Source organism: Pseudomonas sp. 05N431 (genome assembly GCF_056397005.1).
Genome location: NZ_JBFTMN010000009.1, coordinates 41055 through 63634 on the forward strand (window position 1 = coordinate 41055; position 22580 = coordinate 63634).

The following is a 22580-nucleotide window of genomic DNA, read 5'->3' on the forward strand; positions in this document are numbered from 1 at the left end:
TCCTGAAACGGGTATAGACATTGATAGCTAGATGCTATCAGCCATCAGTCAGATTTGTCTGCCTCAATCCCAAAGCATTACGACCACATTTGTGCACTAAGGTGACAGACCACGACTTTCAAACCGTAGCCTCCGCTGACCATCCTACAGACAGCTATATACTCGCTCCTTCAGCCATCCCACCCCATTCCTGATAAACTGCCATCCCTCGCCTTACCCACCTAGATACCCAATGCTCCCATCATCTGCTCAGAAAACCGCACCAGCCCTCTCCCGCCGCTTCAGTGTGGCGCCGATGATGGATTGGACTGACCGCCATTGCCGTTTCTTCCTGCGCCTGCTCTCCAAGCACGCGCTCCTCTACACAGAAATGGTCACCACCGGCGCGCTGCTCAACGGCGATCACGAACGCTTCCTCCGTCACAACGAAGCCGAGCATCCACTCGCGCTGCAGTTGGGCGGCAGCGTCCCAGCCGACCTGGCCGCCTGCGCGCGCATGGCGCAGGAGCACGGTTACGACGAGGTGAACCTCAATGTCGGCTGTCCGAGTGATCGGGTGCAGAACAATATGATTGGTGCGTGCCTGATGGCGCATCCGGTGTTGGTGGCGGACTGTGTGAAAGCAATGCGCGATGCGGTGTCGATTCCGGTGACGGTGAAGCATCGGATCGGGATCAATGGGCGCGACAGTTACGCTGAGCTGTGCGATTTCGTCGGGACGGTTCGGGATGCCGGGTGCACGAGTTTTACGGTGCATGCGCGGATTGCGATTCTGGAGGGGTTGTCGCCGAAGGAGAATCGGGACATTCCGCCATTGCGCTATGACGTGGCAGCGCAGTTGAAGACGGATTTTCCGGAGTTGGAGATTATTCTCAACGGCGGGATCAAGACGCTGGAGGCCTGTCACGAGCATTTGCAGACCTTTGACGGCGTGATGCTGGGCCGTGAGGCGTATCACAATCCTTATGTGATGGCGGAGGTCGATCAGCAACTGTTCGGCAGCACGGCGCCGGTGATTTCGCGGGCCGAGGCGCTGGCGCAGTTGCGGCCTTATATCGCCGCACATCTGGATGCGGGCGGTGCGATGCACCATATCACTCGGCATGTGCTGGGCCTGGGCACCGGTTTTCCGGGGGCGCGCAAGTTCCGGCAGTTGTTGTCGGTGGATATTCACAAGGCTAAAGAGCCTTTGGCGTTGCTGGATCAGGCGGCGGAGTTGCTGGAGGGGCGCTAGCCCGCGACGGCAAGCTGATCATTACACGATGGTAGTCACGTTTACTGCCACGTAAGTCAGATCACGCGGACAGACGCGGTAGGAATCAGCCTTCGCCGGGCGGCTTCCTCCAACATTATCGAAAATTGGGCCGTAGTCAGCCGCTGGCAGCTTGCGGCCCTATCTCGGCACTCTTGGTTCCCTCAATCCAAAAATTCGCCACTCTCGCCATATGGCCCTATACTTTCGCCAAATGGCACGCGCGAGGTAGCCTCCCATGACAGCTCAAGTCGAAACACATCATTACCAATCTCAGGATCCAACCAAGCCGCTGCAGCTATTATTTGGTAGCCGGCCACCCCACGCGCGAACTGCATTCGAGGTTCATGAGCTCATCGAAAAAGGGTTTCCTTCAGATGTGGTGATCAGCTTCGTTCAGTCCATCAATCGATTCAAAGACAAGCAGGTTTTCGTCAAAATCATTGGAATTTCTGATCGCACCCTTCAACGCCGCATCAAAAACCCGGAACCGCTGACGTCCGAGCAAAGCAGCAGTGCCTGGCGGTTGGCCAAGATATTCAGTAAAGCAGAGGAGGTTTTTGGCGACCGGCAGGAATCGGCGAACTGGATGGTAACGCCCGCGCTTGGGCTTGAGGGGCGCGCACCAATGGATTTACTGACCACTCAGGTGGGCTTTGAGTTGGTCGATGACTTCCTGACCCGTATGGAATATGGAGTCTATTCTTGATGGACTTACCGCTTGGGAGTAAGGAGGTATACCTCTGGAGACTGGACCGTAAGGAGCACTCTGCGACATGGTTCAGTGGGATCGGCGCAGAACTGGGTGGTGGTCGATGGAATTCGAAGGGAGTAAAAGCGGTATATAGCTCTGCCGATCCTTCTACGGCCATCCTTGAAGTCGCCGTCCATAAAGGCTTTCGCGCGCTCGATGCGGTCCCCCATGTACTGACTGGCGCACGCGTCATCGATCTATCCCATGTGCATCGCGTGACTCCTGACGATGTCCCAAACCCGAACTGGCTGGTACCGGGCACACCTAGCCTTGACCAACAGAAATTCGGAGATGATCTACTGGCGCTACACCCGTTCATCCTGATTCCATCGGCAGTCTCTCGACATAGCTGGAACATCATAATGAATCCAGATTTGGCTGAAGGGTTGTTTGAGGTTGTCCGGCAAGAAAGGTTTGCCCTCGATACGCGCTTGAACCCGCCAGTTCGCTGACTAGCCTCCCATTAGGGACAACTCGGATCGGCAGCTTCTCTCTTGCCGCTACCCGTCACCTCCTTTGAACCTGTAAGCCATTTCAGCATCGTATTTAACGGATAGCGCCAGGCCTTTCAAACGCCTGTTCTCAGGTTGTTGCCGCCCTGGCCGTTGTTACGCATTTACACCCTTGAGTGGCTGTCAGCGCTCGGGTAATGTCAACAGACCCACAGGATAGAGCACGCTCATGACTTCCAAGCTGGAACAACTCAAACAATTCACCACCGTAGTGGCCGATACTGGCGACTTCGAGGCAATCGCTCGCGTTAAACCGGTAGATGCCACCACCAACCCTTCCCTGCTGCTTAAAGCGGCGGCCATTCCTGCTTACGCCGATTTGCTGAACGCTTGTGTCAGCGACTGCAAAGGCGACGTAGGCCTGGCCAGCGACCGCTTTGGTGTCGCGGTCGGGCAAGAGATTCTGAAAGTGATTCCGGGGCGTATTTCCACTGAAGTGGATGCGCGCCTGTCGTTCGACACTGACGCCGTATTGAAGCGCGCGCACCGTCTGATCGAGCTGTACGAAAAGGCCGGCATTGGCCGCGACCGCGTGCTGATCAAGATCGCTTCCACCTGGGAAGGTATTCGCGCCGCCGAGAAGCTGGAACGCGAAGGTATTCAGACCAATCTGACGCTGCTGTTCTCTTTCGCTCAGGCGGTTGCCTGTGCCGAGGCCGGAGTGTTCCTGATTTCGCCGTTCGTGGGCCGTATCTACGACTGGTACAAGAAGGCCAACGGCAACGACTACACCGGGGCCGATGATCCGGGCGTGCAGTCGGTGACGCGCATCTACAACTACTACAAGGCCAATGACTACAAGACTGTGGTCATGGGTGCGAGCTTCCGTAACCTCAATCAGATCGAGCAACTGGCCGGCTGTGATCGCCTGACCATCAGCCCGGACCTGATCGAGAAACTGGCAGCCGACACCGGCAAGCTGGAACGCAAACTGGCGCCAGGCCACGCTGGCGAAGCGCGTCAGAGCCTGACTGAAGCACAGTTCCGCTGGGCGTCGAACGAGGACGCCATGGCCACCGAGAAACTGGCTGAAGGTATTCGTCAGTTCGCTCGCGACCAGGAAAAGCTTGAGGCGTTGCTGCAAGCCAAGCTGTGATTTGATTCAGCGTGATGCAAAAAGGGCGAACCCTCACAGGTTCGCCCTTTTTTGTGCGGCTGGCCGCGGAAATTGTATGAGCTTCGCGCCAGAGTAACGGGTGGCAGGTCTGGCCCCATCGCGAGCAAGCTCGCTCCCACAGGGGATCTGTGTCAGACCATGCAAATGTAATCGACGCAAGACAAGTGTGGGAGCGAGCTTGCTCGCGATGGGGCCGGTAAGGCCCACCCCCATTCAGAGGATCAGTGACGCTCCAGGGCGTTCACCAAGTCATGGAATGCTTCGCGGTTGGAATCGTTCAGGCCCATGAGGATCTTGTGCGCTTCCAGCACCTTGATCCGCACCACTTCTTCGGACTGATCCTGGTCAGGCAAATCGGTCAGGCATTCCGGGCACGGAATCGGGCGGTCAACGATGTTGAACACCTGCTCGAAGCCCATGGACTCCAACAGCCGCGTGATGTCTTCGTGGGTGGTGACGACGGTCGGCAGCAGGCCGACCTTTTGCCGCGACATGATCGACAGCTTGGCCAGCAGGCCCAGGGTGGTGCTGTCGATACTGCGGGTTTCGGTCAGATCGATCACGATCGCGTTGAAATTCAACGCGCTGAAGATCCGCTCAATAGTCGCATCCAACGCCGAACACAGGGTCAGGCGAACTTCACCGACGAACTTCAGGACGAAGGTGCCGTCCTGCTCGGCGAACTGGATTCTACCGGTACTCATTAAAGATTCCTGCTCAACACCAACAGGGCGATATCATCCGGCATCTCCCCTAGCGTGGCCAATCCAAAAACCTGCCGCAAGCCATCCAGGCTGCCGCCCGCCGTTCTTACCCGTTCAGGTAAGGCAGCCTCTTTCTCTTTGAGTGTAGGTTCTGGCAAAAGGTCCAGAATGCCATCGGACATCAGCGTCAGGCTGAACACCGGTGGCAGCTCGATAACGTGGTCTTCGTAGGTGGCTTCATTGAACAAGCCCACCGGCAGGCCGCGCCCTTCGAGATAACCCACACTGTCTGGCGTGTACAACACTGGCAACGGCAGGTGTCCGCCGATGCTATAGGTCAACAAACCCGTCTCCTCGTCGATGACTCCACCGACCATCGTGACATGTTTGCCCAGCTTACAGCTGATCAGGCCTCGGTTGATATGACCAAGGACCTCTGAAGGGGTGAATTCTGGCAAGGTGCCATTGCGCTTGGACTCAAACAGCAAGCGCGTGGTCATGAATTTCAGCAGTACGGTCACGAATGCCGATGAAGCGCCGTGACCTGAAACGTCCGCCAGGTAGAAGGCTACCCGACGCTCGTCGACCCGAAAGTAGTCCACGAAGTCGCCCGACAGGTACAGCGACGGGATGATCTGGTGCGCGAACTTGAACTCGTCGATCGTCCAGGGACTGACCGGCAGCATGTTCATCTGCACCTGGCGCCCGGCGTTCTGGTCTTCCTGCAACAGGTTCAGGCTGGCTTCGAGCTCGCGGTTGGCGGTTTCGAGTTTTACCCGATAACGCTGGTTTTCCAGCAGCAGGCGCGCACGATCCAGGGCCCGGCGCACGGAGTGCTCGAGCACGGCCAGATCTTCCAGCGGCTTGATCAGGTAGTCCGCCGCGCCCAGGCGCAAGGCCTCGACAGCGTCGTTCATCACGCCGGCACCCGACACCACGATCACCGGCGTTTGCGGCGAAAGGTCGGTGACCTGACGAATGAGTTCGAGCCCGCCCATCTGCGGCATGCGCAGATCGCAGATCACCAGATCGGGTTGGTTTTTCTTGAAGACCTGAAGCCCCTGCTGGCCATTACTGGCCTGAAGGACGCTGAACCCACTGTCTTCCAAATAGGCCGCGAGACTCGCGCGTACTACTTCGTCGTCATCGATTATCAGCAGCGTGGCACTGGTTTTTTGCATGTGGGCAAACGGCGCCAGAATTAGGTTGGCGTAGCTGGCAGGGCATTCGGCCCGGCACACACTACTGGATTCGCTTTCTAGCCTCTCTGTCGCACCGCTTTCGAGCATTTGCCCTACAAGCGTGTTCATCAGAGGTGCCCTTCTAAGGCGCAGACGGTACTCCCATCCGCGAGGCGTTTCAAGCTCACGCCGATGGTCATCAGGCGTCTTTACATCGCAAATCACCGGGAGTTATAAGAACAGCCAAAACCGCAACACAATGGAAGGATCGAGCCCATGAGCCAAACCGATCGTGACTACAGTGAAAAGCGCGATTACATCCGCATGCGGGTCGATGCGGATGTCACATTGATTCACGCCGGCGATTTGATTCCAGCCGTCTGTATCGACCTTTCCAGCAGCGGCATGCAGGTTCAGGCGGCCCGCTCGTTTCAGGTGGGCGACAAGCTGAACGTACGGATCGATTCCGAGCACGCGGCGCTCAAGGGCCTGGAAGCCGAGACCGAAGTGGTCTGGGTGACTCAACAGGAGGCTGGCGGCCAGAAACTTGGGCTTACAATCCTGAAAATGAATTGAGCACAGACACAAACAAAGAAGGCGGCCAAATGGCCGCCTTCTTGTTGTAGCGCGGGTGACGATTTAAAAATCGTCTTCCACCTTGCCGTCTTTGACCTTGAATTCGCGGTTCTGCAAATAAGCGTTGCGAATGAAGATGTATTTGTCGCCGGTGATCAGCTTCTCGCTCGACAACAGGCTGGCACGGGTGTCGATCACACTCATGCCAAGCGCCATATTGCGTGCCGGAATGTCGTTCATGTAGCGGTAAGGCTTGGTGTAGGTGTCGACGTACATGGACGGTGCATCACGCAGCGTGCTCGGGCCGAAGAACGGCAGCATCACGTAAGGGCCGCTCGGTACACCCCAGTGGCCAAGGGTCTGGCCAAAGTCTTCGTCGTTGCGTTGCAGGCCCATTTTGGTGCCCACATCGAAGAACCCGGCCAGGCCGATAGTGGTGTTCATCAGCACGCGAGCCGTATCGACGCCAGCGGCGCGTGGCTTGGCCTGCAAGATGTCGTTGGCCAGGTTGCCGACGTCACCGATGTTGCGGAACATGTTGTGAATACCGTCCGAGAGAAACGTCGGCGTAATGAACTGATAGCCCTGCGCAATCGGCTTCAAGGCGTAGGTGTCCAGTACATCGTTGAACGTGTAGATCGGACGGTTAATGCTTTCCCAAGGGTCATCTTCCGACGCCGCCTGGACGGCGAACGGAACCAGCAATACGCTGGCACACATACATAGTCGAGCTAGACGATTGCTCCAGCGCATAGCAAAAAACTCCTTGGACCGAACTGGCGCGGGCCTCAATACCCGGGCGATAAGCGCGCTAGTATAAGACGGATAAGCATTTTTAGGCAGCCACCCGGGAAACACCCTACGGCGAACCGGCCTTGGTGCGGCTGATTCATCCCGATGTCACTCAACTGTCATGGGGCCTCCCTACTCTCTGAGATTATTTCAGGGACGTTGAAATGCCCCACGCACAAGCCCTCCCCCAGAGCACTCCCAACCCGACCGCCGTGCTCTTCGGCCTCAGCGGCTGCCTGGTGGATTTCGGCGCCCGCAGCCGTCACAACGACCGCGACACCGCTGAACGAGCGCACCTGACACCGGGCGCCCTGGAAGCGCTGAACCGCCTGCAGCTTCAAGGCATTCCCTGTGCCTGGCTCGACGAGTTGCCACACGCACAAAGCCTTGCGCTGGCCACTTCGCTGCCGGACTGGATCACCGCCAGCCCGCACACGTTGAACAGAGGACAATGGCCCTCCCCCGATGCGTGCTGGCAAGCATTGATGGCGCTGAACATCGATCGCCTGGACGGTTGCGTGCTGGTCAGCGGCGAGCCGCGCTTGCTGCAATCAGGCCTCAACGCCGGGCTCTGGACCATCGGCCTGGCGTCCTGTGGTTCGCTCTGCGGGCTGACACCCAATGAGTGGCAAGCCTTGAGTCAGCAGGAGCGCGAGCTCAAGCGTGGCAAGGCGACCATGCAATTGTTCGGCCTTGGCGTGCACTCGGTGATCGATCATCTGGGTGAACTCGACACCTGCCTGTCAGACATCGGCCTGCGCCGACACAAGGGTGAAAAGCCCTGATCGGCCGTTCTTGATCAAGATCATGCACTTCGCTCGCCAGTGGATTAATCTAAAGGTCAGATGCAGACCTTTGGCCCATCGCTGCGGTCTATGCCAGTGCCTATCGATAAAAGGAAGAACGCCATGCCTGCCCGCGAACTGCAAGAACAGCTCAACGCCCTGCGCGAGCAACTGGAGCAGAACCCACCGCTCACGCTGGAAGAACGTGAGCACCTGCAAGAACTGATGCAGAAGATTGAGGCGCAGATCAAACTCGAAACCGCGACGCAGGACAGCAGCCTGGCGGACGGCGTCAACCTTGCCGTGGAGCGTTTTGAAGTGGACCACCCGGCGCTGGCCACCGTGTTGCGCAACATCGTGCAGACCCTGGGCAACATCGGAATCTGACCCCTCGAATGCAAAAAAGCCCCGCTAGCGATAGCGGGGCTTTTTCGTTTTATACGACCTGAAATACAACCCCTGTGGGAGCGAGCTTGCTCGCGATGGCGGCAGCACATTCAACATCAAGGTGATGGTCGGATCGCTATCGCGAGCAAGCTCGCTCCCACATTTGTTCTTTATTGACGGACCAACCGCAGGTTCGGCAGTTGCACTTCTTCAGTGCTGCGATACGGGTTGATGTCCAGCCCGCCGCGACGCACGTAACGCGCATACACGGTCAGTTTTTCCGGTTTCAGCAAACGTTGCAAATCGAGGAAGATCCGCTCTACGCACTGCTCGTGGAAGTCCGAATGCTGGCGGAAGCTCACCAGATAGGCCAACAGGCTCGCGTGATCCAGCGCCGCGCCACGATACTCGACTGCGACACTGCCCCAATCCGGCTGGCTGGTGACTGGGCAATTGGATTTGAGCAGATGGCTGTGCACGCTTTCTTCAACGATGCGCGAATCATCGCAACGCAGCAGTTCCGGGCGCGGATGCTCGTAGTTGCTGACGCTGATATCCAGATCATCGATGCACACGCCTGGCAGCGCGACAACGCCTTCAGCCTCGACCTCGCTCAAACTGCGAATGCGCACCCCAACCGGCTTGCCCGCGGCGGCCGACAGGTCATTCACCAGCGTGGCTTCAAGGCTATGGGTATCGGCGAACGGCGTCTGGTTCAGTGAGTTCAGGTACAGCTTGAACGACTTCGATTCGATGATGTTCGGCGAGTCCGCCGGGATGCTGAATTCGCCGATGGCCACCACCGGCTTGCCCGATGGCAGCAGCCAGGACAGTTCGAAGCAGTTCCAGAAGTCCACGCCCTTGTACGGCAGGGTTTCAGCCGTCAGGCCCAGCTCGGCCCATTTCGCGGTGCGCGGGATCGGGAACAGCAAGGACGGCGTGTACGTGGCGATGTATTCGCTGGATTTGCCCAGCGGCGAATGTTCGGCTGCGGGATGCATGGCGGAAACCTGACTGAAGAATCAGCGGATTCTAACAGCCTTTGCTCCCGCCTTTGAGTGCTTACTGACTGACAGTCAATTTGCCGACCATACCCGCCTGATAGTGGCCGGGGATGTTGCAGGCGAATTCCAGACTGCCGGCCTTCTTGAAAGTCCAGGTCAGCTCGGCGGTTTTGCCCGGTTCCACCAGCACGCTGTTCGGATCATCGTGCTTCATACTCGCACCGTGATCCATGCCTGGCATCGAGTTGTGATCCATACCCGGCATCGAGCCGTGGTCCATGGAAGCGCTTTTCATCGCGGTCGGGGTGAGCATGCCGCTCTGCTGCATTTTCAGCATTTCCTGTTGATGCACAGCATGCATCGCCGCATGGCCCAGGTTGAATTCGTGCAGTAACTGGCCTTTATTGATCAGTATAAAACGCACCGTCTCACCGGCTTTGATGTCCAGCGCCTTGGGCGTGAACGACATATCGCCCATCACGATTTCGACACTGCGCGTAGCCTTGGCCGCCGGGGCTGGCGCGCCGAAGTCGTAGGTCTGTGCCGGCGAGGCCCATACGGAAAAGCTCAACGCCAACAAGCAGCCGGCAAGTACCAATCGATGACGCAAAAACATGATCACCCTCCAACAAGATAAGGTTCAGCTTGTGGGAAACTCTACTACTGCGCCACTGCCAGCCAGCTGACGGCCAGATTACAACTTTGTAAGGTTGCACTGCATCGCCGCCCGCCACGGTATAACGCACCTGTTCCATTGACCTCGAGTTGCCCATGAAATTGCTGATCGTCGAAGACCAACCGAAAACCGGCCATTACTTGCGCCAAGGCCTGACCGAGGCCGGTTTCAACGTCGAACTGGTGGCCGACGGCAACACCGGCCAGCATCTGGCGTTAACCGGTGATTACGCGCTGCTGATTCTCGACGTGATGCTCCCCGGCCGTGACGGCTGGCAGATATTGCATACAGTGCGTAGCGCCGGTCTGGACATCCCGGTGCTGTTTCTCACCGCCCGCGATGCCGTTGAAGACCGGGTTCATGGCCTGGAACTGGGCGCCGACGACTACCTGGTCAAGCCTTTCGCCTTTTCCGAATTGCTGGCCCGCGTGCGCAGCCTGTTACGTCGCGGCAGCACGACGCCGCAGGAAACCAGTCTGCAACTGGCTGATTTGCGGCTGGACTTGATTCGCCGTCGGGTCGAGCGCAGCGGCCAGCGCATCGACCTGACCGCCAAGGAGTTCGCCCTGCTGGAAATGCTCCTGCGCCGACAGGGCGAGGTGCTGCCCAAATCGCTGATCGCTTCGCAGGTCTGGGACATGAATTTCGACAGTGACACCAATGTCATTGAAGTGGCGATCCGCCGTCTGCGCCTGAAGATCGACGACGACTTCACGAACAAGTTGATTCATACCGTACGCGGCATGGGTTATGTGCTTGAAGAGCGCCCCGCCTGATGCGCCGTCTGTCCCTGAGCGGCCGTCTGGCACTGTTGTTTGCCGCTTGCACGGCGGTGGTTTCCTTGTTTGCCGGCGTGCTGTTCAGTCGCGCCAGCGAGACGCACTTCATTGAACTCGACCAGCAATTGCTCGATGGCAAGTTGATCGCCCTGCGCAGTGTCTTGGCCGGCGCCGACGACCCGCAATTGTTCGCTGAGCGAAAAGACGGTTTGCAAGATGAAATGAGCCATCAGCCAGACCTGGCGTTGCGGGTTCGCGGCGCCGATGGCCGCGTGTGGTTCGAAAGTGCGGCGAACCTGCCTGCCGACTTGCCAACCCAGCCCGGTCTTCACAGTTTGCACAGCACCGGCACGGAGTATCGGGTCTACAGCGCCGCGTTGGAGCCGGGCAAAGCCGACTCCGCACAGCTGATTCTGATGCTCGACATCACTCACCATCAGCACTTTTTGCAGCGCATGCAGCATTTGATCTGGCTGACCGTCGGACTGTCGGCGCTGGCCACCGCGCTGCTCGGCGCGTGGGCGGCGCGCAGTGGTTTACGGCCATTGCGACGCATGAGTGAAGTGGCCGCCGGGGTGTCCGCCAGTTCGCTGACCCAACGCCTGCCCGAAGATCAAATGCCCGCCGAACTCGCCAATCTGGCTCACACTTTTAACGCCATGCTCGGCCGTCTCGACGACTCGTTCCAGCGCCTGTCAGCCTTCTCTGCCGACATCGCCCACGAACTGCGCACGCCGTTATCAAACCTGCTGACTCACACTCAGGTCACCCTCACCCGCCCACGTGACCTGGAAGATTATCGCGAAGCGCTACACAGCAACCTCGAAGAGCTGCAATGGATGGCGCAGCTGGTCAACGACATGCTGTATCTGGCCAAGGCCGATCACGGCTTGCTGACACCAAAACGCGAACCGCTGCAACTGGCCGAGGAAGCGGATCTGTTGCTGGAGTTTTACGCACCGCTGGCCGAAGACGCACGGGTCAAGCTGACCCGCCTCGGCAGTGCCAACCTCAGCGGCGACCGCAGCATGCTGCGCCGCGCCCTCTCCAATCTGCTGGACAACGCGCTGCGCTTCACCCCGCCAAACGGTGAGATCCAGGTGCAGATTGTCGATGAGCCGAAGGGGTTGAGCCTGACCGTTGCAAACAGCGGCAACGGGATTTCTGAAGACCTGTTGCCACGTTTGTTTGACCGGTTCTACCGCGCAGACCCGGCGCGCCATGAAGGCAGTAACGAGCATGCAGGATTGGGGTTGGCGATCACTCAGTCGATCATCCGCGCCCATGGCGGGACGATTCGTTGCGAATCAGGCCAGGGGTGGACACGGTTTTTGATGGAGTTGCCGAAGGGGGGTTGAGGCCAGACTGGCTGGCCCCATCGCGAGCAAGCTCGCTCCCACAGTTGACCGAGTTAAACCACTAATTGGCGGTTAACACAGGTCCAATGTGGGAGCGAGCTTGCTCGCGATAGCGGTGTAACGACTTACGAATAGCGCAACGCGGTCGCCGGTTCGATCTTCGCTGCGCGCCAGGCCGGGTACACCGTGGCCAGGAAGCTCATGATGAAGCCCGCCGAGCAGATCAGCAGCACGTCACCGCCCTGCAATTCCGACGGCAAGTTGCTGACGAAGTACACGTCGGAACTGAAGATATGCTGGCCCGTCACACGCTCCAGCCAGCCCACCATCTCACTGACGTTCAACGCGGCGATCACCCCGAGGACGCCGCCAATCAGCGTGCCGACGATGCCGATCACCGTGCCCTGAACCATGAAGATCGCCATGATCTGCCGAGGCGTGGCGCCGATGGTCCGCAGGATCGCGATGTCGGCGCCCTTGTCGTTCACCACCATGATCAGGGTGGCGATGATGTTGAACGCAGCGACCGCCACGATCATCAGCAGCAACAGGCCGATCATGGTTTTTTCCATTTTCATGGCGCTGAACAGACTGCCTTGGGTGTGGGTCCAGTCATCGGCCTTGAAGTCGGCGCCCAGACCGCCAGCGATGTCTGACGACACCTTGGGTGCGGCGTACAAGTCCTTCACCGCCAGGCGCACGCTTTGCACCTGATTCGGTTCCCAATGCTGCATTTGCGCGGCATCGGCGACGTGGATCAGCGCCATCGAGCCATCCAGCTCCGCGCCGACCTTGAACACCCCGACCACATTCAGCCGCTGCATGCGCGGCGTGATGCCACCCGGTGCGGTGCTGACTTCCGGCACGATCAGGGTGATCTTGTCGCCGACGTTCAAGCGAAAACGGCGTGCAGTGATTTCACCGACCACCACCCCGAACTCGCCCGGCTTCAAGTCGTCCAGACGCCCCTGCACGATGTGCTGGGCGACGATGGACACTTTGCCTTCCTGTGCCGGATCAACGCCGCTGATCTGGATCGGCTGCATCGAGCCCTTGTAGGAGAGCATGCCTTCCATCTCGGTGAACGGCACGGCGGCGGTCACTTGCGGATTCTTCATGGCGGCAGCGGCGACAGGTTGCCAATCGTCAATCGGCTTGACGCCAACGATGGTCGCGTGGGGCACCATGCCGAGAATGCGCGAGCTCATTTCGCGCTGGAAGCCGTTCATTACCGACAGCACCACGATCATCGCCAGCACGCCCAGGGCGAGGCCGATCATCGAGGTCATCGAGATAAACGAAACAAAGCGATTGCGGCGCTTGGCGCGGGTATAGCGCGTGCCGATAAAGATCGATAACGGTCTGAACATTCGCTGGGGCACCGTATAAAAATAAAAGACCCGACACGCTTTTCAGTCGTGCCGGGTTTCGGCCAATCAGATGGGAGTCAGGCGACCTTCCTGCAGGTGCAGGACACGGTCCATCTGGCGAGCCAGGTTCATGTCGTGAGTCACCACCAGGAACGCGGTGCGCATCGAGGTGCTGAGCTCCAGCATCAAATCCTGAATGCCCTGGGCGGTGTGCGAGTCGAGGTTACCGGTCGGCTCATCGAGCATCACCAGCCCCGGCTTGTTCACCAGCGCGCGGGCGATGGCCACGCGCTGACGCTCACCACCGGACAGTTCAGCCGGTTTGTGCTCCAGACGATGGCCCAGCCCTACCCGCTCCAGCAAGGCCGTAGCGCGCTGACGGGCTTCCGGGATCGCGGTGCGGCCGATCAACAGCGGCATGCAGACGTTTTCCAGCGCAGTGAACTCGGGCAGCAAGTGGTGGAACTGGTAAACGAAGCCCAGCGAGCGGTTACGCAGCAGGCCACGGGCCTTTTCGTTGAGCGCCGACAGCTCTTCACCGGCCAGCCAGACACTACCTTTGGTCGGCGTATCAAGGCCGCCGAGCAGGTTGAGCAAGGTACTTTTACCGGAACCGGAGGTACCGACAATTGCCACGCGCTCACCCGGATGCAGCTCCAGCTGCAAACCGGACAACACCACCACCGATTCCGGGCCTTCCTCGTAGGCTTTACCCAGGTCGCGGCAACTCAAGACTGCTTTAGTACTCATACCCAAATCACTCATAACGTAGCGCCTCCGCAGGCTGGGTGCGCGCAGCACGCCAGGCTGGATAAAGGGTGGCGAGGAAACTCAGGACCAACGCCGCGCCGCTGACCATCAACACGTCTTCGGCCATCAGTTGCGACGGCAAGTAGTCGATGAAGTACACGTCGGCGTTAAGGAATTTGTGCCCGATCAGGCCTTCGAGGGCGGAAATCGCGGCGCTGACATTCAGTGCGGCGAACATCCCGACCACGGCACCGATCGCCGTGCCGACCACGCCGATCACCGTGCCCTGGACCATGAAGATCGCCATGATCTGGCCCGGCGTGGAACCGAGGGTCCGCAGGATCGCGATGTCGCCCTTCTTGTCGTTCACCACCATCACCAGCGTCGAAATGATGTTGAACGCGGCCACCGCAACGATCAGCAGCAACAGCAGGCCGATCATGGCTTTTTCCATGCGGATCGCCTGATACAGGTTGCCGTGGGTGCGGGTCCAGTCACGAGCGTAGTAGTGGTCTCCGCCCAGGTTCTGGGCGATGTTCCATGCGGTGCGAGGCGCCTGGAACAAATCGTCGAACTTCAGACGCAAACCCTGGACCTGATCCGGCTTCCAGCGATGCAGGCGCGCCAGGTCATCCAGATTGGTCAGCCCCAGGTAGCCGTCCAGCTCACCGGCGCCGACATGGAAAATGCCGACCACGGTGAAGCGCTTCATCCGCGGGAACATCCCGGCCGGGGTCACGGTGACTTCCGGCGCAACGAAGGTCAGCTTGTCGCCGAGACCCACGCCGAGCTTGGTCGCGGCCTTGTCACCGATCACGATGCCAAAGCTGCCCGGCGACAAGTCGTCGAGTTTGCCCTGCGTCATGAAGTTGTCGATGATCGAGACTTTGCGTTCCTGATCCGGGTCGACGGCATTGAGCAGGACTTTCTGCACCTGGCCGTTGTTGGTCAGCAAGCCCTGCATCTGGGTGAACGGCGCAACCGCCACCACTTGCGGGTTCTGCTGGACCTTGGCGGCCAGGCTTTGCCAGTCGCTGATGGGCTCACCAGACTCGATGGTCGCGTGGGGCACCATGCCCAGCACGCGGGTGCGCATCTCATGATCGAAGCCGTTCATCACCGATAGCACCACGATCATCACGACCACGCCGAGGGCGAGTCCGATCATCGAGGTCAGGGAAATGAACGACACAAAATGATTGCGACGCTTTGCACGGGTATAACGCGTGCCGATAAATACGAAGAGAGGTCTGAACATGTCGGGGCTTGTTCGGAGGGAAAAGGAACGTCCTTGTGGCGGGGGTCGATAACCAGCTTTACACTCAGACCACCGCCGCTACCATGGGTTCGCCATGTCGACATTAGATGAAGAAGATCGCCGCGAATACTACCGTATCGAGGACACGATCGCACTGGAAATTCGGCCCCTGTCTGCCCCCGAAGCAGCAGGCCAGGAAGTGTTGCAGGATGCTTCCCCGCTGTTCAACCTGCTCAGCGAACTGCACCTGAGCGAATTCGAGTCGCAGCACTTGCTGCGCCAGATCAGTGAGCGGGACCGAAACACCGCCAACTACCTGAAGGTCATGAACAAGCGCATCGACCTGCTGAGTCAGGTCGTGGCGCAAACCGTGCTCGGCAAGTTCGGTGAGCCGCAGCACGTGGTGCTGTCGGAAGGTGGCATCGAGTTCGAGCACCACCTCGCCTACCCGGCCGGCAGCCATGTGGCAATCAAGCTGTTGTTGATGCCGCAAGCGCTGGGCCTGCTGTTGCGGGCCAAGGTTACTCACTGTGAACCGGAAAGCTTCGGCACCTTTGCGATCGGCGCCGAGTTTGAAGCCCTGACCGATGCGCAACGACAACTGCTGGCCCGCTATATCTTGCAGAGGCAGGCGCATGAGCGACGCCTGGCACGCGAGCAAAACGAATCAGGCAATTAATTAAGGAAGACCCGTGACCCTAATCTACGGCCACCGCGGCGCCAAAGGCGAAGCACCGGAAAATACCCTGAGCAGTTTCCAGCAATGCCTCAAGCACGGCGTACGCCGCTGCGAACTGGACCTGCACCTGTCCATGGACGGCGAGTTGATGGTCATCCACGACCCGACGCTCAAGCGCACCACCGAGCGTCGTGGCAAGGTGGTCGAGCATTCGGCGGCAGAACTGGTGACCTACGATGCACGCAAGGGTGGTCCGGGCTGGATCAAGCCCTGCCCGATTCCTACGCTGGAAGAATTGTTCGAAAAATGCGATTTCGAGCACTGGCAGCTTGAAGTCAAAAGCGCTTCACGCACCCGCGCAGCGACGACGGTGCTGGCGATTCGCGAAATGGCGCAGCGGTTTGACTTGCTGGACAAGGTCACCATCACCTCGAGCTCACGCGAAGTGCTGAAAGCCGCAGTGGATCTGGTTCCGGATGTGTCGCGTGGACTGGTCGCCGAATATGCCTGGCTCGACCCGCTGAAGGTCGCGCAAAGTTATGGCTGTGAGATTCTTGCGCTGAACTGGACCCTGTGTACGCCGGAACGCCTGCAGAAGGCGCAGCGACAAGGTCTGCATGTGTCGGTATGGACAGTCAACGAACCCGCGCTGATGCGCAGGCTCGCTGATTTCGGCGTTGACAGCCTGATTACAGACTTTCCCGGTTTGGCCAGCGCCACGCTCGAGAATTGCTGAAATCGGTCTCCCCGGCCGGCTCAGGCCACCGGCCGGAGCCGCTCAAAAAAGCCGGTTGAGGCCATCGTAGGCCGCTACCCGATAGGCTTCGGCCATGGTCGGGTAGTTGAACGTGGTGTTGACGAAGTACTTCAAGGTGTTCTGTTCACCCGGCTGGTTCATGATCGCCTGACCGATGTGGACGATTTCCGATGCCTGGTAACCGAAGCAGTGCACGCCGAGCACTTCCAGCGTCTCGCGGTGGAACAGGATCTTCAGCATGCCTTGCGGCTCACCGGCGATCTGCGCACGCGCCATGCTCTTGAAGAACGCCTTGCCGACTTCGTATGGCACTTTGGCCTGGGTCAGCTCTTGCTCGTTCTTGCCGATCGAGCTGATCTCCGGAATGGTGTAGATCCCGGTCGGTACGTCGTTGACGAAACGCCAGCTGTTGTTATCGACGATGCTGCCAGCGGCCGAACGACCCTGGTCGTGGGCGGCACTGGCCAGGCTCGGCCAGCCAATCACGTCGCCTGCGCCGTAGATGTTCTGGATGCAGGTGCGATAATTCTGGTCAACTTCGATCTGGCCACGGCTGTTGACCTTCACGCCGATGTTTTCCAGGCCCAACGCGTCGGTATTACCGGTACGGCCGTTGCACCAAAGCAAGGCGTCGGCCTTGATCTTCTTGCCGGACTTGAGGTGCAGGATCACCCCGTTGTCCACGCCTTCAACGCGATCGTAATCTTCGTTGTGGCGCACAGTGATGTTGTTGTTACTGAAGTGGTAGCTCAGTGCCTGAGAGATTTCCGAGTCGAGGAAGCTCAGCAACTGACCGCGGTTATCCACCAGCTCGACGAGCACGCCCAGACCACTGAAGATCGAGGCGTATTCGCAACCAATCACGCCGGCGCCGTAAACGATGAGTTTGCGCGGGGTGTGGCCGAGGCTGAGGATGGTGTCGCTATCGTAGATACGCGGGTGATGGAAATCGATGTCGGCCGGGCGATACGGACGCGAGCCGGTGGCGATGATGATGTGCTTGGCCACCAGTTTTTCGACCACGCCGTTGGCGCAGACCACTTCGATGGTCTGCTCGTCAGCGAAGCTGCCGGTGCCGAAGAACACGTCGACCCGATTGCGCGCGTAGTAACCGGTACGCGAGGCGACTTGTTTGGAAATGACTTTTTCGGCGCTTTTCAGTACGTCCGGGAACGAGAACCAGCGCGGCTCACCAATGGCCCGGAACATCGGGTTGGTGTTGAACTGCATGATCTGCCGGACCGAGTGACGCAAGGCCTTGGACGGGATAGTGCCAAGGTGGGTGCAGTTGCCGCCGACCTGGCGACGACTATCGACCATCGCCACTTTGCGCCCTGCTTTGGCGGCGTTCATTGCCGCGCCTTCTCCCGCCGGGCCGGAACCCAACACCACCACGTCGTAGTTGTAGACAGCCATGCGTACTCCTCAGAACAGGCCGCGGCACCCCGTTGGCACCTGCGGCTAAATCATGCCGGCCTTGCGGCATGAAGGAACAATTTGGGGTCAGTCGAGAACCCGGACACAGTCTATAGAAGCGTCAACGCCGCGCACATTAACCCTTGGTCGCGTCGTAGGCTAGTTTTGCCTGCACTACAACGCCAACAATGAGTGTTCATGACAGCATATTTACTTGGCTTTTTCGGCGCTCAGGCGATCAAAAGCCTGACTGGTTCGCGTGACAAAGCCTGTATCGGTTCGAATCACAAAAAATGCACCGATGTCATGCTTTTCGGCGTAGTCCCAACCGCGCTCGGGGCCGAGAATCAGCAACAGCGTCGATAAGCCATCGGCCATCAGCGTCGAAGGATGAATCACCGTGACGGACGCCAGGGTATGGGTAATCGGTGCGCCGGTTCGGGCATCGAACGTGTGGGAATAGCGCCGGCCATCCTGCATGAAATAATTGCGATAGTCGCCTGAGGTCGAAACGCCGTTGCCATCCAGCGTGATCACCCGCTCGACAACCTGCTGGTCATCGCGCGGCTCCTCCAGCGCAATCTTCCAGGGAGTACCGTCGAGTTTCTTGCCGACAGCCTTGAGCTCGCCCGTGGCATCGGCGATGAAACTGTCGATACCCATTTCCTGCAATTTCGCAGCAATCCTGTCGATGGCATACCCGGCGCCAATGCTGCCGAAGTCAACCTCGACCGGCGCGTCTTTGCATAGCTGATCGCCTTCAATCCGCAGATGCGCATAACCGACGCGTTGTCGGGCCAAAGCCAAGGCTTCGGCGCTTGGGACTTTTTCATCGCGCGATTGTGGGCCGAACCCCCAAAGGTTCAGCAGCGGCTCCACTGTCAGGTCGTAGGATCCATCGCTGGTCTCTGACAGTTGCTCGCCAACCTTGACCAATTGCAAGACCGGCGCCGGCATTGGCTGACAGCTATTGGCCGGCAAACCATTGAATCGCTCGATGTCGGAGTCACTGCGGTAGGTCGACAGCTGCCGGTCGATCTCGGCCAGAATCAACTCGACCTGCTTCTGCACCTCGACCGGCCCGGGCGTCCCCGAATGGCGGATGTATTTGATCGAATACGTGCTGCCCATGGTCGGGCCGCCAAAGCTCTCCATGGAATCGCCGCTACCGCAGCCTGACAGAGCACCCATCAGCACAATGAGACCGCCCAGCTTCCTGTTCAACAAATCCCACGCCCCCCAATGAACTCCCTGACAGAACGCCAAGGCCAGCCATTATGCGATAGAAGTGTGGGAGCGGGCTTGCTCGCGAAGAACGATGACGCGGTCCCCTGGTGGACCGCGGCGCCCTCTTCGCGAGCAAGCCCGCTCCCACATTTGATCGGCATCGCTCATTTCACTGTTTTTAAATTCACTCGCGTCCGGGAATTGGCCTGGCTAATGGCTATAACGTTTAAGCAGCACGCTAACTATTGGTTGCCTACCGTTCCTCTTACACATATCGTTACAAAACTGTTCGAGGCACCGGCGCAGACCAGACCCGTCAGTAAGGATGTTTCAAGACCAGGGATTTCTAACAAGACAGCCAAAGTGAGTAAGATCAAATGGCCTCGACTACGGGCAAAGGCAAAGCGATTTTTCGCGTTGTCAGCGGCAACTTCCTAGAGATGTTCGACTTCATGGTCTATGGCTTCTACGCCACGGCCATCGCAAAAACCTTCTTCCCTGCAGACAGCGCTTTCGCTTCCCTGATGTTGTCACTGGCCACCTTCGGTGCCGGCTTCCTGATGCGCCCACTGGGTGCAATCTTTCTTGGCGCCTACATCGACCGTCACGGCCGTCGCCAAGGCCTGATCATTACCCTCGCGCTGATGGCTGCCGGCACCGTGTTGATTGCCTGTGTGCCGGGTTATGCAACCCTTGGCGTCGCCGCGCCCCTGATCGTGCTGCTCGGTCGCTTGCTGCAAGGCTTCTCGGCCGGCGTGGAGCTGGGCGGTGTGTCGGTTTACCTGGCAGAAATCTCGACGCCTGGCCGCAAGGGCTTTTTTGTCAGCTGGCAGTCCGCCAGCCAACAAGCAGCGGTAGTGTTTGCCGGTTTGCTGGGCGTAGGCCTCAACCACTGGCTGAGCCCCGAGCAAATGGGCGATTGGGGCTGGCGCGTACCGTTCCTGGTCGGCTGCATGATCGTTCCGGCGATTTTCATTATTCGTCGCTCGCTGGAAGAAACCCCTGAGTTCCAGGCGCGTAAACATCGCCCTTCCCTGCAGGAAATCGTCCGCTCCATTGGTCAGAACTTCGGTATCGTACTGGCCGGCATGGCGCTGGTGGTCATGACTACCGTGTCGTTCTACCTGATCACCGCCTACACCCCGACATTCGGCAAAGCCGAACTGCACCTATCGGACTTCGACGCGTTGCTGGTCACCGTATGCATCGGCCTGTCGAACTTCTTCTGGCTGCCGGTAATGGGTGCGCTGTCCGACAAGATCGGTCGTAAACCACTGCTGCTGGCGGCGACCATTCTGGCGATCCTGACGGCTTACCCGGCACTGTCCTGGCTGGTCGCCAACCCGAGCTTCAGCCATCTGCTGATCGTCGAGTTGTGGTTGTCGTTCCTCTATGGCTCGTACAACGGCGCCATGGTGGTGGCCCTGACCGAAATCATGCCGATTGAAGTCCGTACCACCGGTTTCTCCCTGGCCTACAGCCTGGCGACCGCGACCTTTGGCGGCTTCACTCCGGCGGCCTGTACCTACCTGATCCATGTGCTGGACAACAAGGCAGCACCGGGTATCTGGTTGAGCGGCGCTGCGGTGCTTGGCCTGATCGCAACGCTGGTGCTGTTCCGTGGCAACCGGCATGAGTTGCGGACTGCGCAGGCGGCTGTAGTCGGCGGCGCCCGCTAAGTCGTCTTCGCGGGCAAGCCCGCTCCCACAGGTTCGGTGGCGTTCACACAATCGTGATCCCACCGCGATTCCAATGTGGGAGCGAGCTTGCTCACGATGAGGCCAGCACAAACATCCCACATCATCGATTCGCCATTTTCACCGACTGACTCCACCCCCCGCCCAGCGCCTTGTACAAGTCCACCTGATTGATCTCCCGCGCCAGCTCCATTTGCGTCAGCTTCTGCTGCGCGTCGAATAACGAACGCTGCGCGTCCATCGTCGAAAAATAGCTGTCCATCCCCGCCTCGAAGCGCAATCGGGATTGTCGGTAGGCTGCTTGATAATCCGCCACCAGACGCTTCTGATAGTCGACCTGGGTGAGCATCTCCTGACGGGCGTTAAGGGCATTGGCGGCTTCGCGGAAAGCGTTCTGCACCGTGGCTTCATACGCCGCCGTCTGCCCGTTGAACCGTGCATGGCTGGCGTCCACCTGCGCCTTTCGCGCACCGCCGTCGATCAGGGTCAACGACCCCGCCAGAGCCACCGACCAGAACTCGGCCGGCGCACTCAACAATCGCGAAAAATCACCGGTCAGACCGCCTACCGCCGAGGTCAGCGAAAAGGTCGGGAAGTACGCGCTGCGGGCTGCGCCGATGTCCGCATTGGTAGCTCGCAACAAGGCTTCGGCCGCCATGATGTCGGGCCGCCGCGCAATCAGTGACGACGGCAACCCGGCGGGCACATCGGCGGTTGCCAACTGCTCACCCAGAACGCCAGTGGGCAACAACCCAACCGGCACCGACTGCCCGACCAACACCTGCAGCGCATTCATGTTCTGCGCCACCTGCATGCGGTACGTGTTGATCTGAACCGCCGCCGTGTTGGTCTGCGCATCCGCCTGGTGAACATCGATTTGAGCACTGGAACCCATGTTGTAGCTCTTGCGCAACAACTCACCGTAGTGGTCCTGGGACTTGTAGGTGTTTTGTGCGAGATCGAGCAGATTCTGATTGGCCTTGAGGCTAAGCCAGGTGCTGGCCACTTCACCGATCAACGCCAGGCGAGCTGTCTGATAGTCCGCCTCGGTCGCCTCGAAGCGTGCGCCTGCGGCGTTTCGCTGACTGCGGATGCGCCCGAACAGGTCCAACTCGTAAGACGTGAAGCCACCGCTGGCCTGAAAGGTGTTGGACGTGCTGCCTGAACTCACGCCACCTCCCTGCGTCCTGACCTGTGACGGAAACTTGCTGCGGCCGGCGTAGGTGTTGAGTCCGATGGAGGGAAACAACCCGGATTCGGCACCGGCGTACCCTGCCCTCGCCTCCTCGACGCCCGCCTCGAACTGACGCAGGCTGCGATTATTCTTCAAGGCCAGGTCGATCAACTGGCGCAGTCGGTCATCGAGCACGAAGCCGTGCCAATCCTTGTCGAACGCCTGTTTGGCGCTGCAACAGTCGCTGGCCGAACTGGCTGGCCATTGCTGATCGATCGGCGCCTCCGGTTTCTCGTATTTGGGTTCCAGAGAACAACCACCGAGCAATAACAGCGACATGAAACATGAGGTGGATAAGCGTCTATTCATGAGGCG

23 protein-coding genes are annotated in these 22580 nt (G+C 59.1%); 12 read left to right on the forward strand and 11 right to left on the reverse strand.

The features are described from left to right. Positions 1–232: 232 nt before the first annotated feature. The 4 genes from dusA (at position 233) to tal (ending at position 3614) form a co-directional block, all read left to right on the forward strand. A complete protein-coding gene (gene dusA / locus AC1DIG_RS16670) occupies positions 233–1234 on the forward strand; it encodes a tRNA dihydrouridine(20/20a) synthase DusA (protein WP_477768180.1) in 1002 nt (333 codons plus the stop codon). 256 nt (positions 1235–1490) lie between these two features. Continuing rightward, positions 1491–1961 carry a type II RES/Xre toxin-antitoxin system antitoxin gene (gene parS / locus AC1DIG_RS16675; protein ID WP_019692710.1) on the forward strand — a complete coding sequence of 157 codons (471 nt, stop codon included), beginning with the start codon at positions 1491–1493 and terminating at the stop codon, positions 1959–1961. Next, the gene (locus AC1DIG_RS16680) at positions 1961–2458 is read left to right on the forward strand and encodes an RES family NAD+ phosphorylase (RefSeq protein WP_019692711.1); all 498 of its coding nucleotides are present in this window, start codon (positions 1961–1963) and stop codon (positions 2456–2458) included. Before parS ends, AC1DIG_RS16680 begins: the two co-directional genes overlap by 1 nt. Before the next feature lie 229 nt (positions 2459–2687). Next, positions 2688–3614 carry a transaldolase gene (tal, locus tag AC1DIG_RS16685; protein ID WP_477768181.1) on the forward strand — a complete coding sequence of 309 codons (927 nt, stop codon included), beginning with the start codon at positions 2688–2690 and terminating at the stop codon, positions 3612–3614. A gap of 242 nt (positions 3615–3856) precedes the next feature. On the opposite strand, the gene rssC is transcribed toward tal, so the two are convergent. Next, the gene (gene rssC / locus AC1DIG_RS16690) at positions 3857–4339 is read right to left on the reverse strand and encodes an anti-sigma factor antagonist RssC (protein WP_054593158.1); all 483 of its coding nucleotides are present in this window, start codon (positions 4337–4339) and stop codon (positions 3857–3859) included. Continuing rightward, positions 4339–5520: a two-component system response regulator RssB gene (gene rssB / locus AC1DIG_RS16695; RefSeq protein ID WP_477768451.1), complete on the reverse strand. Its 1182-nt coding sequence runs from the start codon at positions 5518–5520 to the stop codon at positions 4339–4341. The genes rssC and rssB overlap by 1 nt, the downstream gene beginning before the upstream one ends. A 276-nt stretch (positions 5521–5796) precedes the next feature. Between rssB and AC1DIG_RS16700 the strand changes: the two genes are divergently transcribed. Beyond that, positions 5797–6096, forward strand: coding sequence for a PilZ domain-containing protein (locus AC1DIG_RS16700; RefSeq protein ID WP_477768182.1), 300 nt, complete (start codon positions 5797–5799; stop codon positions 6094–6096). Positions 6097–6159: 63 nt separating this feature from the next. Here the strand turns inward: AC1DIG_RS16700 and AC1DIG_RS16705 are convergent, their stop codons facing one another. Next, positions 6160–6849, reverse strand: coding sequence for an MlaA family lipoprotein (locus AC1DIG_RS16705; protein WP_477768183.1), 690 nt, complete (start codon positions 6847–6849; stop codon positions 6160–6162). Positions 6850–7052: 203 nt separating this feature from the next. Between AC1DIG_RS16705 and AC1DIG_RS16710 the strand changes: the two genes are divergently transcribed. After that, positions 7053–7673, forward strand: a complete 621-nt coding sequence (locus tag AC1DIG_RS16710) for an HAD family phosphatase (RefSeq protein ID WP_477768184.1) — start codon at positions 7053–7055, stop codon at positions 7671–7673. Positions 7674–7796: 123 nt separating this feature from the next. Further along, positions 7797–8060, forward strand: a complete 264-nt coding sequence (locus tag AC1DIG_RS16715) for a DUF4404 family protein (RefSeq protein WP_054593163.1) — start codon at positions 7797–7799, stop codon at positions 8058–8060. Positions 8061–8230: 170 nt separating this feature from the next. Here the strand turns inward: AC1DIG_RS16715 and queF are convergent, their stop codons facing one another. Then, the gene (gene queF, locus AC1DIG_RS16720) at positions 8231–9061 is read right to left on the reverse strand and encodes an NADPH-dependent 7-cyano-7-deazaguanine reductase QueF (protein WP_477768185.1); all 831 of its coding nucleotides are present in this window, start codon (positions 9059–9061) and stop codon (positions 8231–8233) included. Positions 9062–9122: 61 nt separating this feature from the next. Beyond that, on the reverse strand, positions 9123–9680 hold the full coding sequence (gene copI, locus AC1DIG_RS16725; protein WP_477768186.1) for a copper-resistant cuproprotein CopI: 558 nt from the start codon (positions 9678–9680) through the stop codon (positions 9123–9125). Between the two features lie 155 nt (positions 9681–9835). On the opposite strand from copI, the gene AC1DIG_RS16730 reads away from it, so the two are divergent. Further along, a complete protein-coding gene (locus tag AC1DIG_RS16730; protein ID WP_477768187.1) occupies positions 9836–10516 on the forward strand; it encodes a heavy metal response regulator transcription factor in 681 nt (226 codons plus the stop codon). After that, positions 10516–11877 (forward strand): heavy metal sensor histidine kinase, encoded by a 1362-nt coding sequence (locus AC1DIG_RS16735; protein ID WP_477768188.1) that lies wholly within the window; start codon positions 10516–10518, stop codon positions 11875–11877. Before AC1DIG_RS16730 ends, AC1DIG_RS16735 begins: the two co-directional genes overlap by 1 nt. A gap of 125 nt (positions 11878–12002) precedes the next feature. Here the strand turns inward: AC1DIG_RS16735 and AC1DIG_RS16740 are convergent, their stop codons facing one another. The 3 genes from AC1DIG_RS16740 to AC1DIG_RS16750 all read right to left on the reverse strand — a co-directional run bounded on the left by AC1DIG_RS16740 (position 12003) and on the right by AC1DIG_RS16750 (position 15255). Then, positions 12003–13247 carry a lipoprotein-releasing ABC transporter permease subunit gene (locus AC1DIG_RS16740; protein ID WP_477768189.1) on the reverse strand — a complete coding sequence of 415 codons (1245 nt, stop codon included), beginning with the start codon at positions 13245–13247 and terminating at the stop codon, positions 12003–12005. A 66-nt stretch (positions 13248–13313) separates the two neighbouring features. Next, positions 13314–13997, reverse strand: coding sequence for a lipoprotein-releasing ABC transporter ATP-binding protein LolD (gene lolD, locus AC1DIG_RS16745; protein WP_173859959.1), 684 nt, complete (start codon positions 13995–13997; stop codon positions 13314–13316). 7 nt (positions 13998–14004) lie between these two features. Continuing rightward, positions 14005–15255 carry a lipoprotein-releasing ABC transporter permease subunit gene (locus AC1DIG_RS16750; protein WP_477768190.1) on the reverse strand — a complete coding sequence of 417 codons (1251 nt, stop codon included), beginning with the start codon at positions 15253–15255 and terminating at the stop codon, positions 14005–14007. A gap of 94 nt (positions 15256–15349) precedes the next feature. Here AC1DIG_RS16750 and AC1DIG_RS16755 point away from each other — a divergent pair, with 94 nt between their 5' ends. Together AC1DIG_RS16755 and AC1DIG_RS16760 are read left to right on the forward strand one after the other, a co-directional pair. Continuing rightward, positions 15350–15934, forward strand: coding sequence for a PilZ domain-containing protein (locus AC1DIG_RS16755; RefSeq protein ID WP_477768191.1), 585 nt, complete (start codon positions 15350–15352; stop codon positions 15932–15934). A 13-nt stretch (positions 15935–15947) separates the two neighbouring features. Beyond that, a complete protein-coding gene (locus AC1DIG_RS16760; protein ID WP_477768192.1) occupies positions 15948–16670 on the forward strand; it encodes a glycerophosphodiester phosphodiesterase in 723 nt (240 codons plus the stop codon). Positions 16671–16712: 42 nt separating this feature from the next. On the opposite strand, the gene sthA is transcribed toward AC1DIG_RS16760, so the two are convergent. Together sthA and AC1DIG_RS16770 are read right to left on the reverse strand one after the other, a co-directional pair. Beyond that, positions 16713–18107, reverse strand: coding sequence for a Si-specific NAD(P)(+) transhydrogenase (gene sthA / locus AC1DIG_RS16765; protein ID WP_216744799.1), 1395 nt, complete (start codon positions 18105–18107; stop codon positions 16713–16715). A gap of 210 nt (positions 18108–18317) precedes the next feature. Continuing rightward, positions 18318–19298, reverse strand: a complete 981-nt coding sequence (locus AC1DIG_RS16770) for an FAD:protein FMN transferase (RefSeq protein WP_477768193.1) — start codon at positions 19296–19298, stop codon at positions 18318–18320. A 413-nt stretch (positions 19299–19711) separates the two neighbouring features. Here AC1DIG_RS16770 and tcuC point away from each other — a divergent pair, with 413 nt between their 5' ends. After that, positions 19712–21013, forward strand: a complete 1302-nt coding sequence (gene tcuC / locus AC1DIG_RS16775) for a tricarballylate/proton symporter TcuC (protein ID WP_477768194.1) — start codon at positions 19712–19714, stop codon at positions 21011–21013. 121 nt (positions 21014–21134) lie between these two features. Here the strand turns inward: tcuC and AC1DIG_RS16780 are convergent, their stop codons facing one another. Further along, positions 21135–22574, reverse strand: a complete 1440-nt coding sequence (locus AC1DIG_RS16780; protein ID WP_477768195.1) for an efflux transporter outer membrane subunit — start codon at positions 22572–22574, stop codon at positions 21135–21137. Positions 22575–22580: the final 6 nt, after the last annotated feature.

Bases quoted from the DNA above. Each gene is read 5' to 3' on its own strand.
- dusA (WP_477768180.1), top strand. From the start codon at position 233: ATGCTCCCATCATCTGCTCAGAAAACCGCACCAGCCCTCTCCCGCCGC.
- parS (WP_019692710.1), top strand. From the start codon at position 1,491: ATGACAGCTCAAGTCGAAACACATCATTACCAATCTCAGGATCCAACC.
- AC1DIG_RS16680 (WP_019692711.1), top strand. From the start codon at position 1,961: ATGGACTTACCGCTTGGGAGTAAGGAGGTATACCTCTGGAGACTGGAC.
- tal (WP_477768181.1), top strand. From the start codon at position 2,688: ATGACTTCCAAGCTGGAACAACTCAAACAATTCACCACCGTAGTGGCC.
- rssC (WP_054593158.1), bottom strand. From the start codon at position 4,339: ATGAGTACCGGTAGAATCCAGTTCGCCGAGCAGGACGGCACCTTCGTC.
- rssB (WP_477768451.1), bottom strand. From the start codon at position 5,520: ATGCAAAAAACCAGTGCCACGCTGCTGATAATCGATGACGACGAAGTA.
- AC1DIG_RS16700 (WP_477768182.1), top strand. From the start codon at position 5,797: ATGAGCCAAACCGATCGTGACTACAGTGAAAAGCGCGATTACATCCGC.
- AC1DIG_RS16705 (WP_477768183.1), bottom strand. From the start codon at position 6,849: ATGCGCTGGAGCAATCGTCTAGCTCGACTATGTATGTGTGCCAGCGTA.
- AC1DIG_RS16710 (WP_477768184.1), top strand. From the start codon at position 7,053: ATGCCCCACGCACAAGCCCTCCCCCAGAGCACTCCCAACCCGACCGCC.
- AC1DIG_RS16715 (WP_054593163.1), top strand. From the start codon at position 7,797: ATGCCTGCCCGCGAACTGCAAGAACAGCTCAACGCCCTGCGCGAGCAA.
- queF (WP_477768185.1), bottom strand. From the start codon at position 9,061: ATGCATCCCGCAGCCGAACATTCGCCGCTGGGCAAATCCAGCGAATAC.
- copI (WP_477768186.1), bottom strand. From the start codon at position 9,680: ATGTTTTTGCGTCATCGATTGGTACTTGCCGGCTGCTTGTTGGCGTTG.
- AC1DIG_RS16730 (WP_477768187.1), top strand. From the start codon at position 9,836: ATGAAATTGCTGATCGTCGAAGACCAACCGAAAACCGGCCATTACTTG.
- AC1DIG_RS16735 (WP_477768188.1), top strand. From the start codon at position 10,516: ATGCGCCGTCTGTCCCTGAGCGGCCGTCTGGCACTGTTGTTTGCCGCT.
- AC1DIG_RS16740 (WP_477768189.1), bottom strand. From the start codon at position 13,247: ATGTTCAGACCGTTATCGATCTTTATCGGCACGCGCTATACCCGCGCC.
- lolD (WP_173859959.1), bottom strand. From the start codon at position 13,997: ATGAGTACTAAAGCAGTCTTGAGTTGCCGCGACCTGGGTAAAGCCTAC.
- AC1DIG_RS16750 (WP_477768190.1), bottom strand. From the start codon at position 15,255: ATGTTCAGACCTCTCTTCGTATTTATCGGCACGCGTTATACCCGTGCA.
- AC1DIG_RS16755 (WP_477768191.1), top strand. From the start codon at position 15,350: ATGTCGACATTAGATGAAGAAGATCGCCGCGAATACTACCGTATCGAG.
- sthA (WP_216744799.1), bottom strand. From the start codon at position 18,107: ATGGCTGTCTACAACTACGACGTGGTGGTGTTGGGTTCCGGCCCGGCG.
- AC1DIG_RS16770 (WP_477768193.1), bottom strand. From the start codon at position 19,298: ATGGGTGCTCTGTCAGGCTGCGGTAGCGGCGATTCCATGGAGAGCTTT.
- tcuC (WP_477768194.1), top strand. From the start codon at position 19,712: ATGGCCTCGACTACGGGCAAAGGCAAAGCGATTTTTCGCGTTGTCAGC.
- AC1DIG_RS16780 (WP_477768195.1), bottom strand. From the start codon at position 22,574: ATGAATAGACGCTTATCCACCTCATGTTTCATGTCGCTGTTATTGCTC.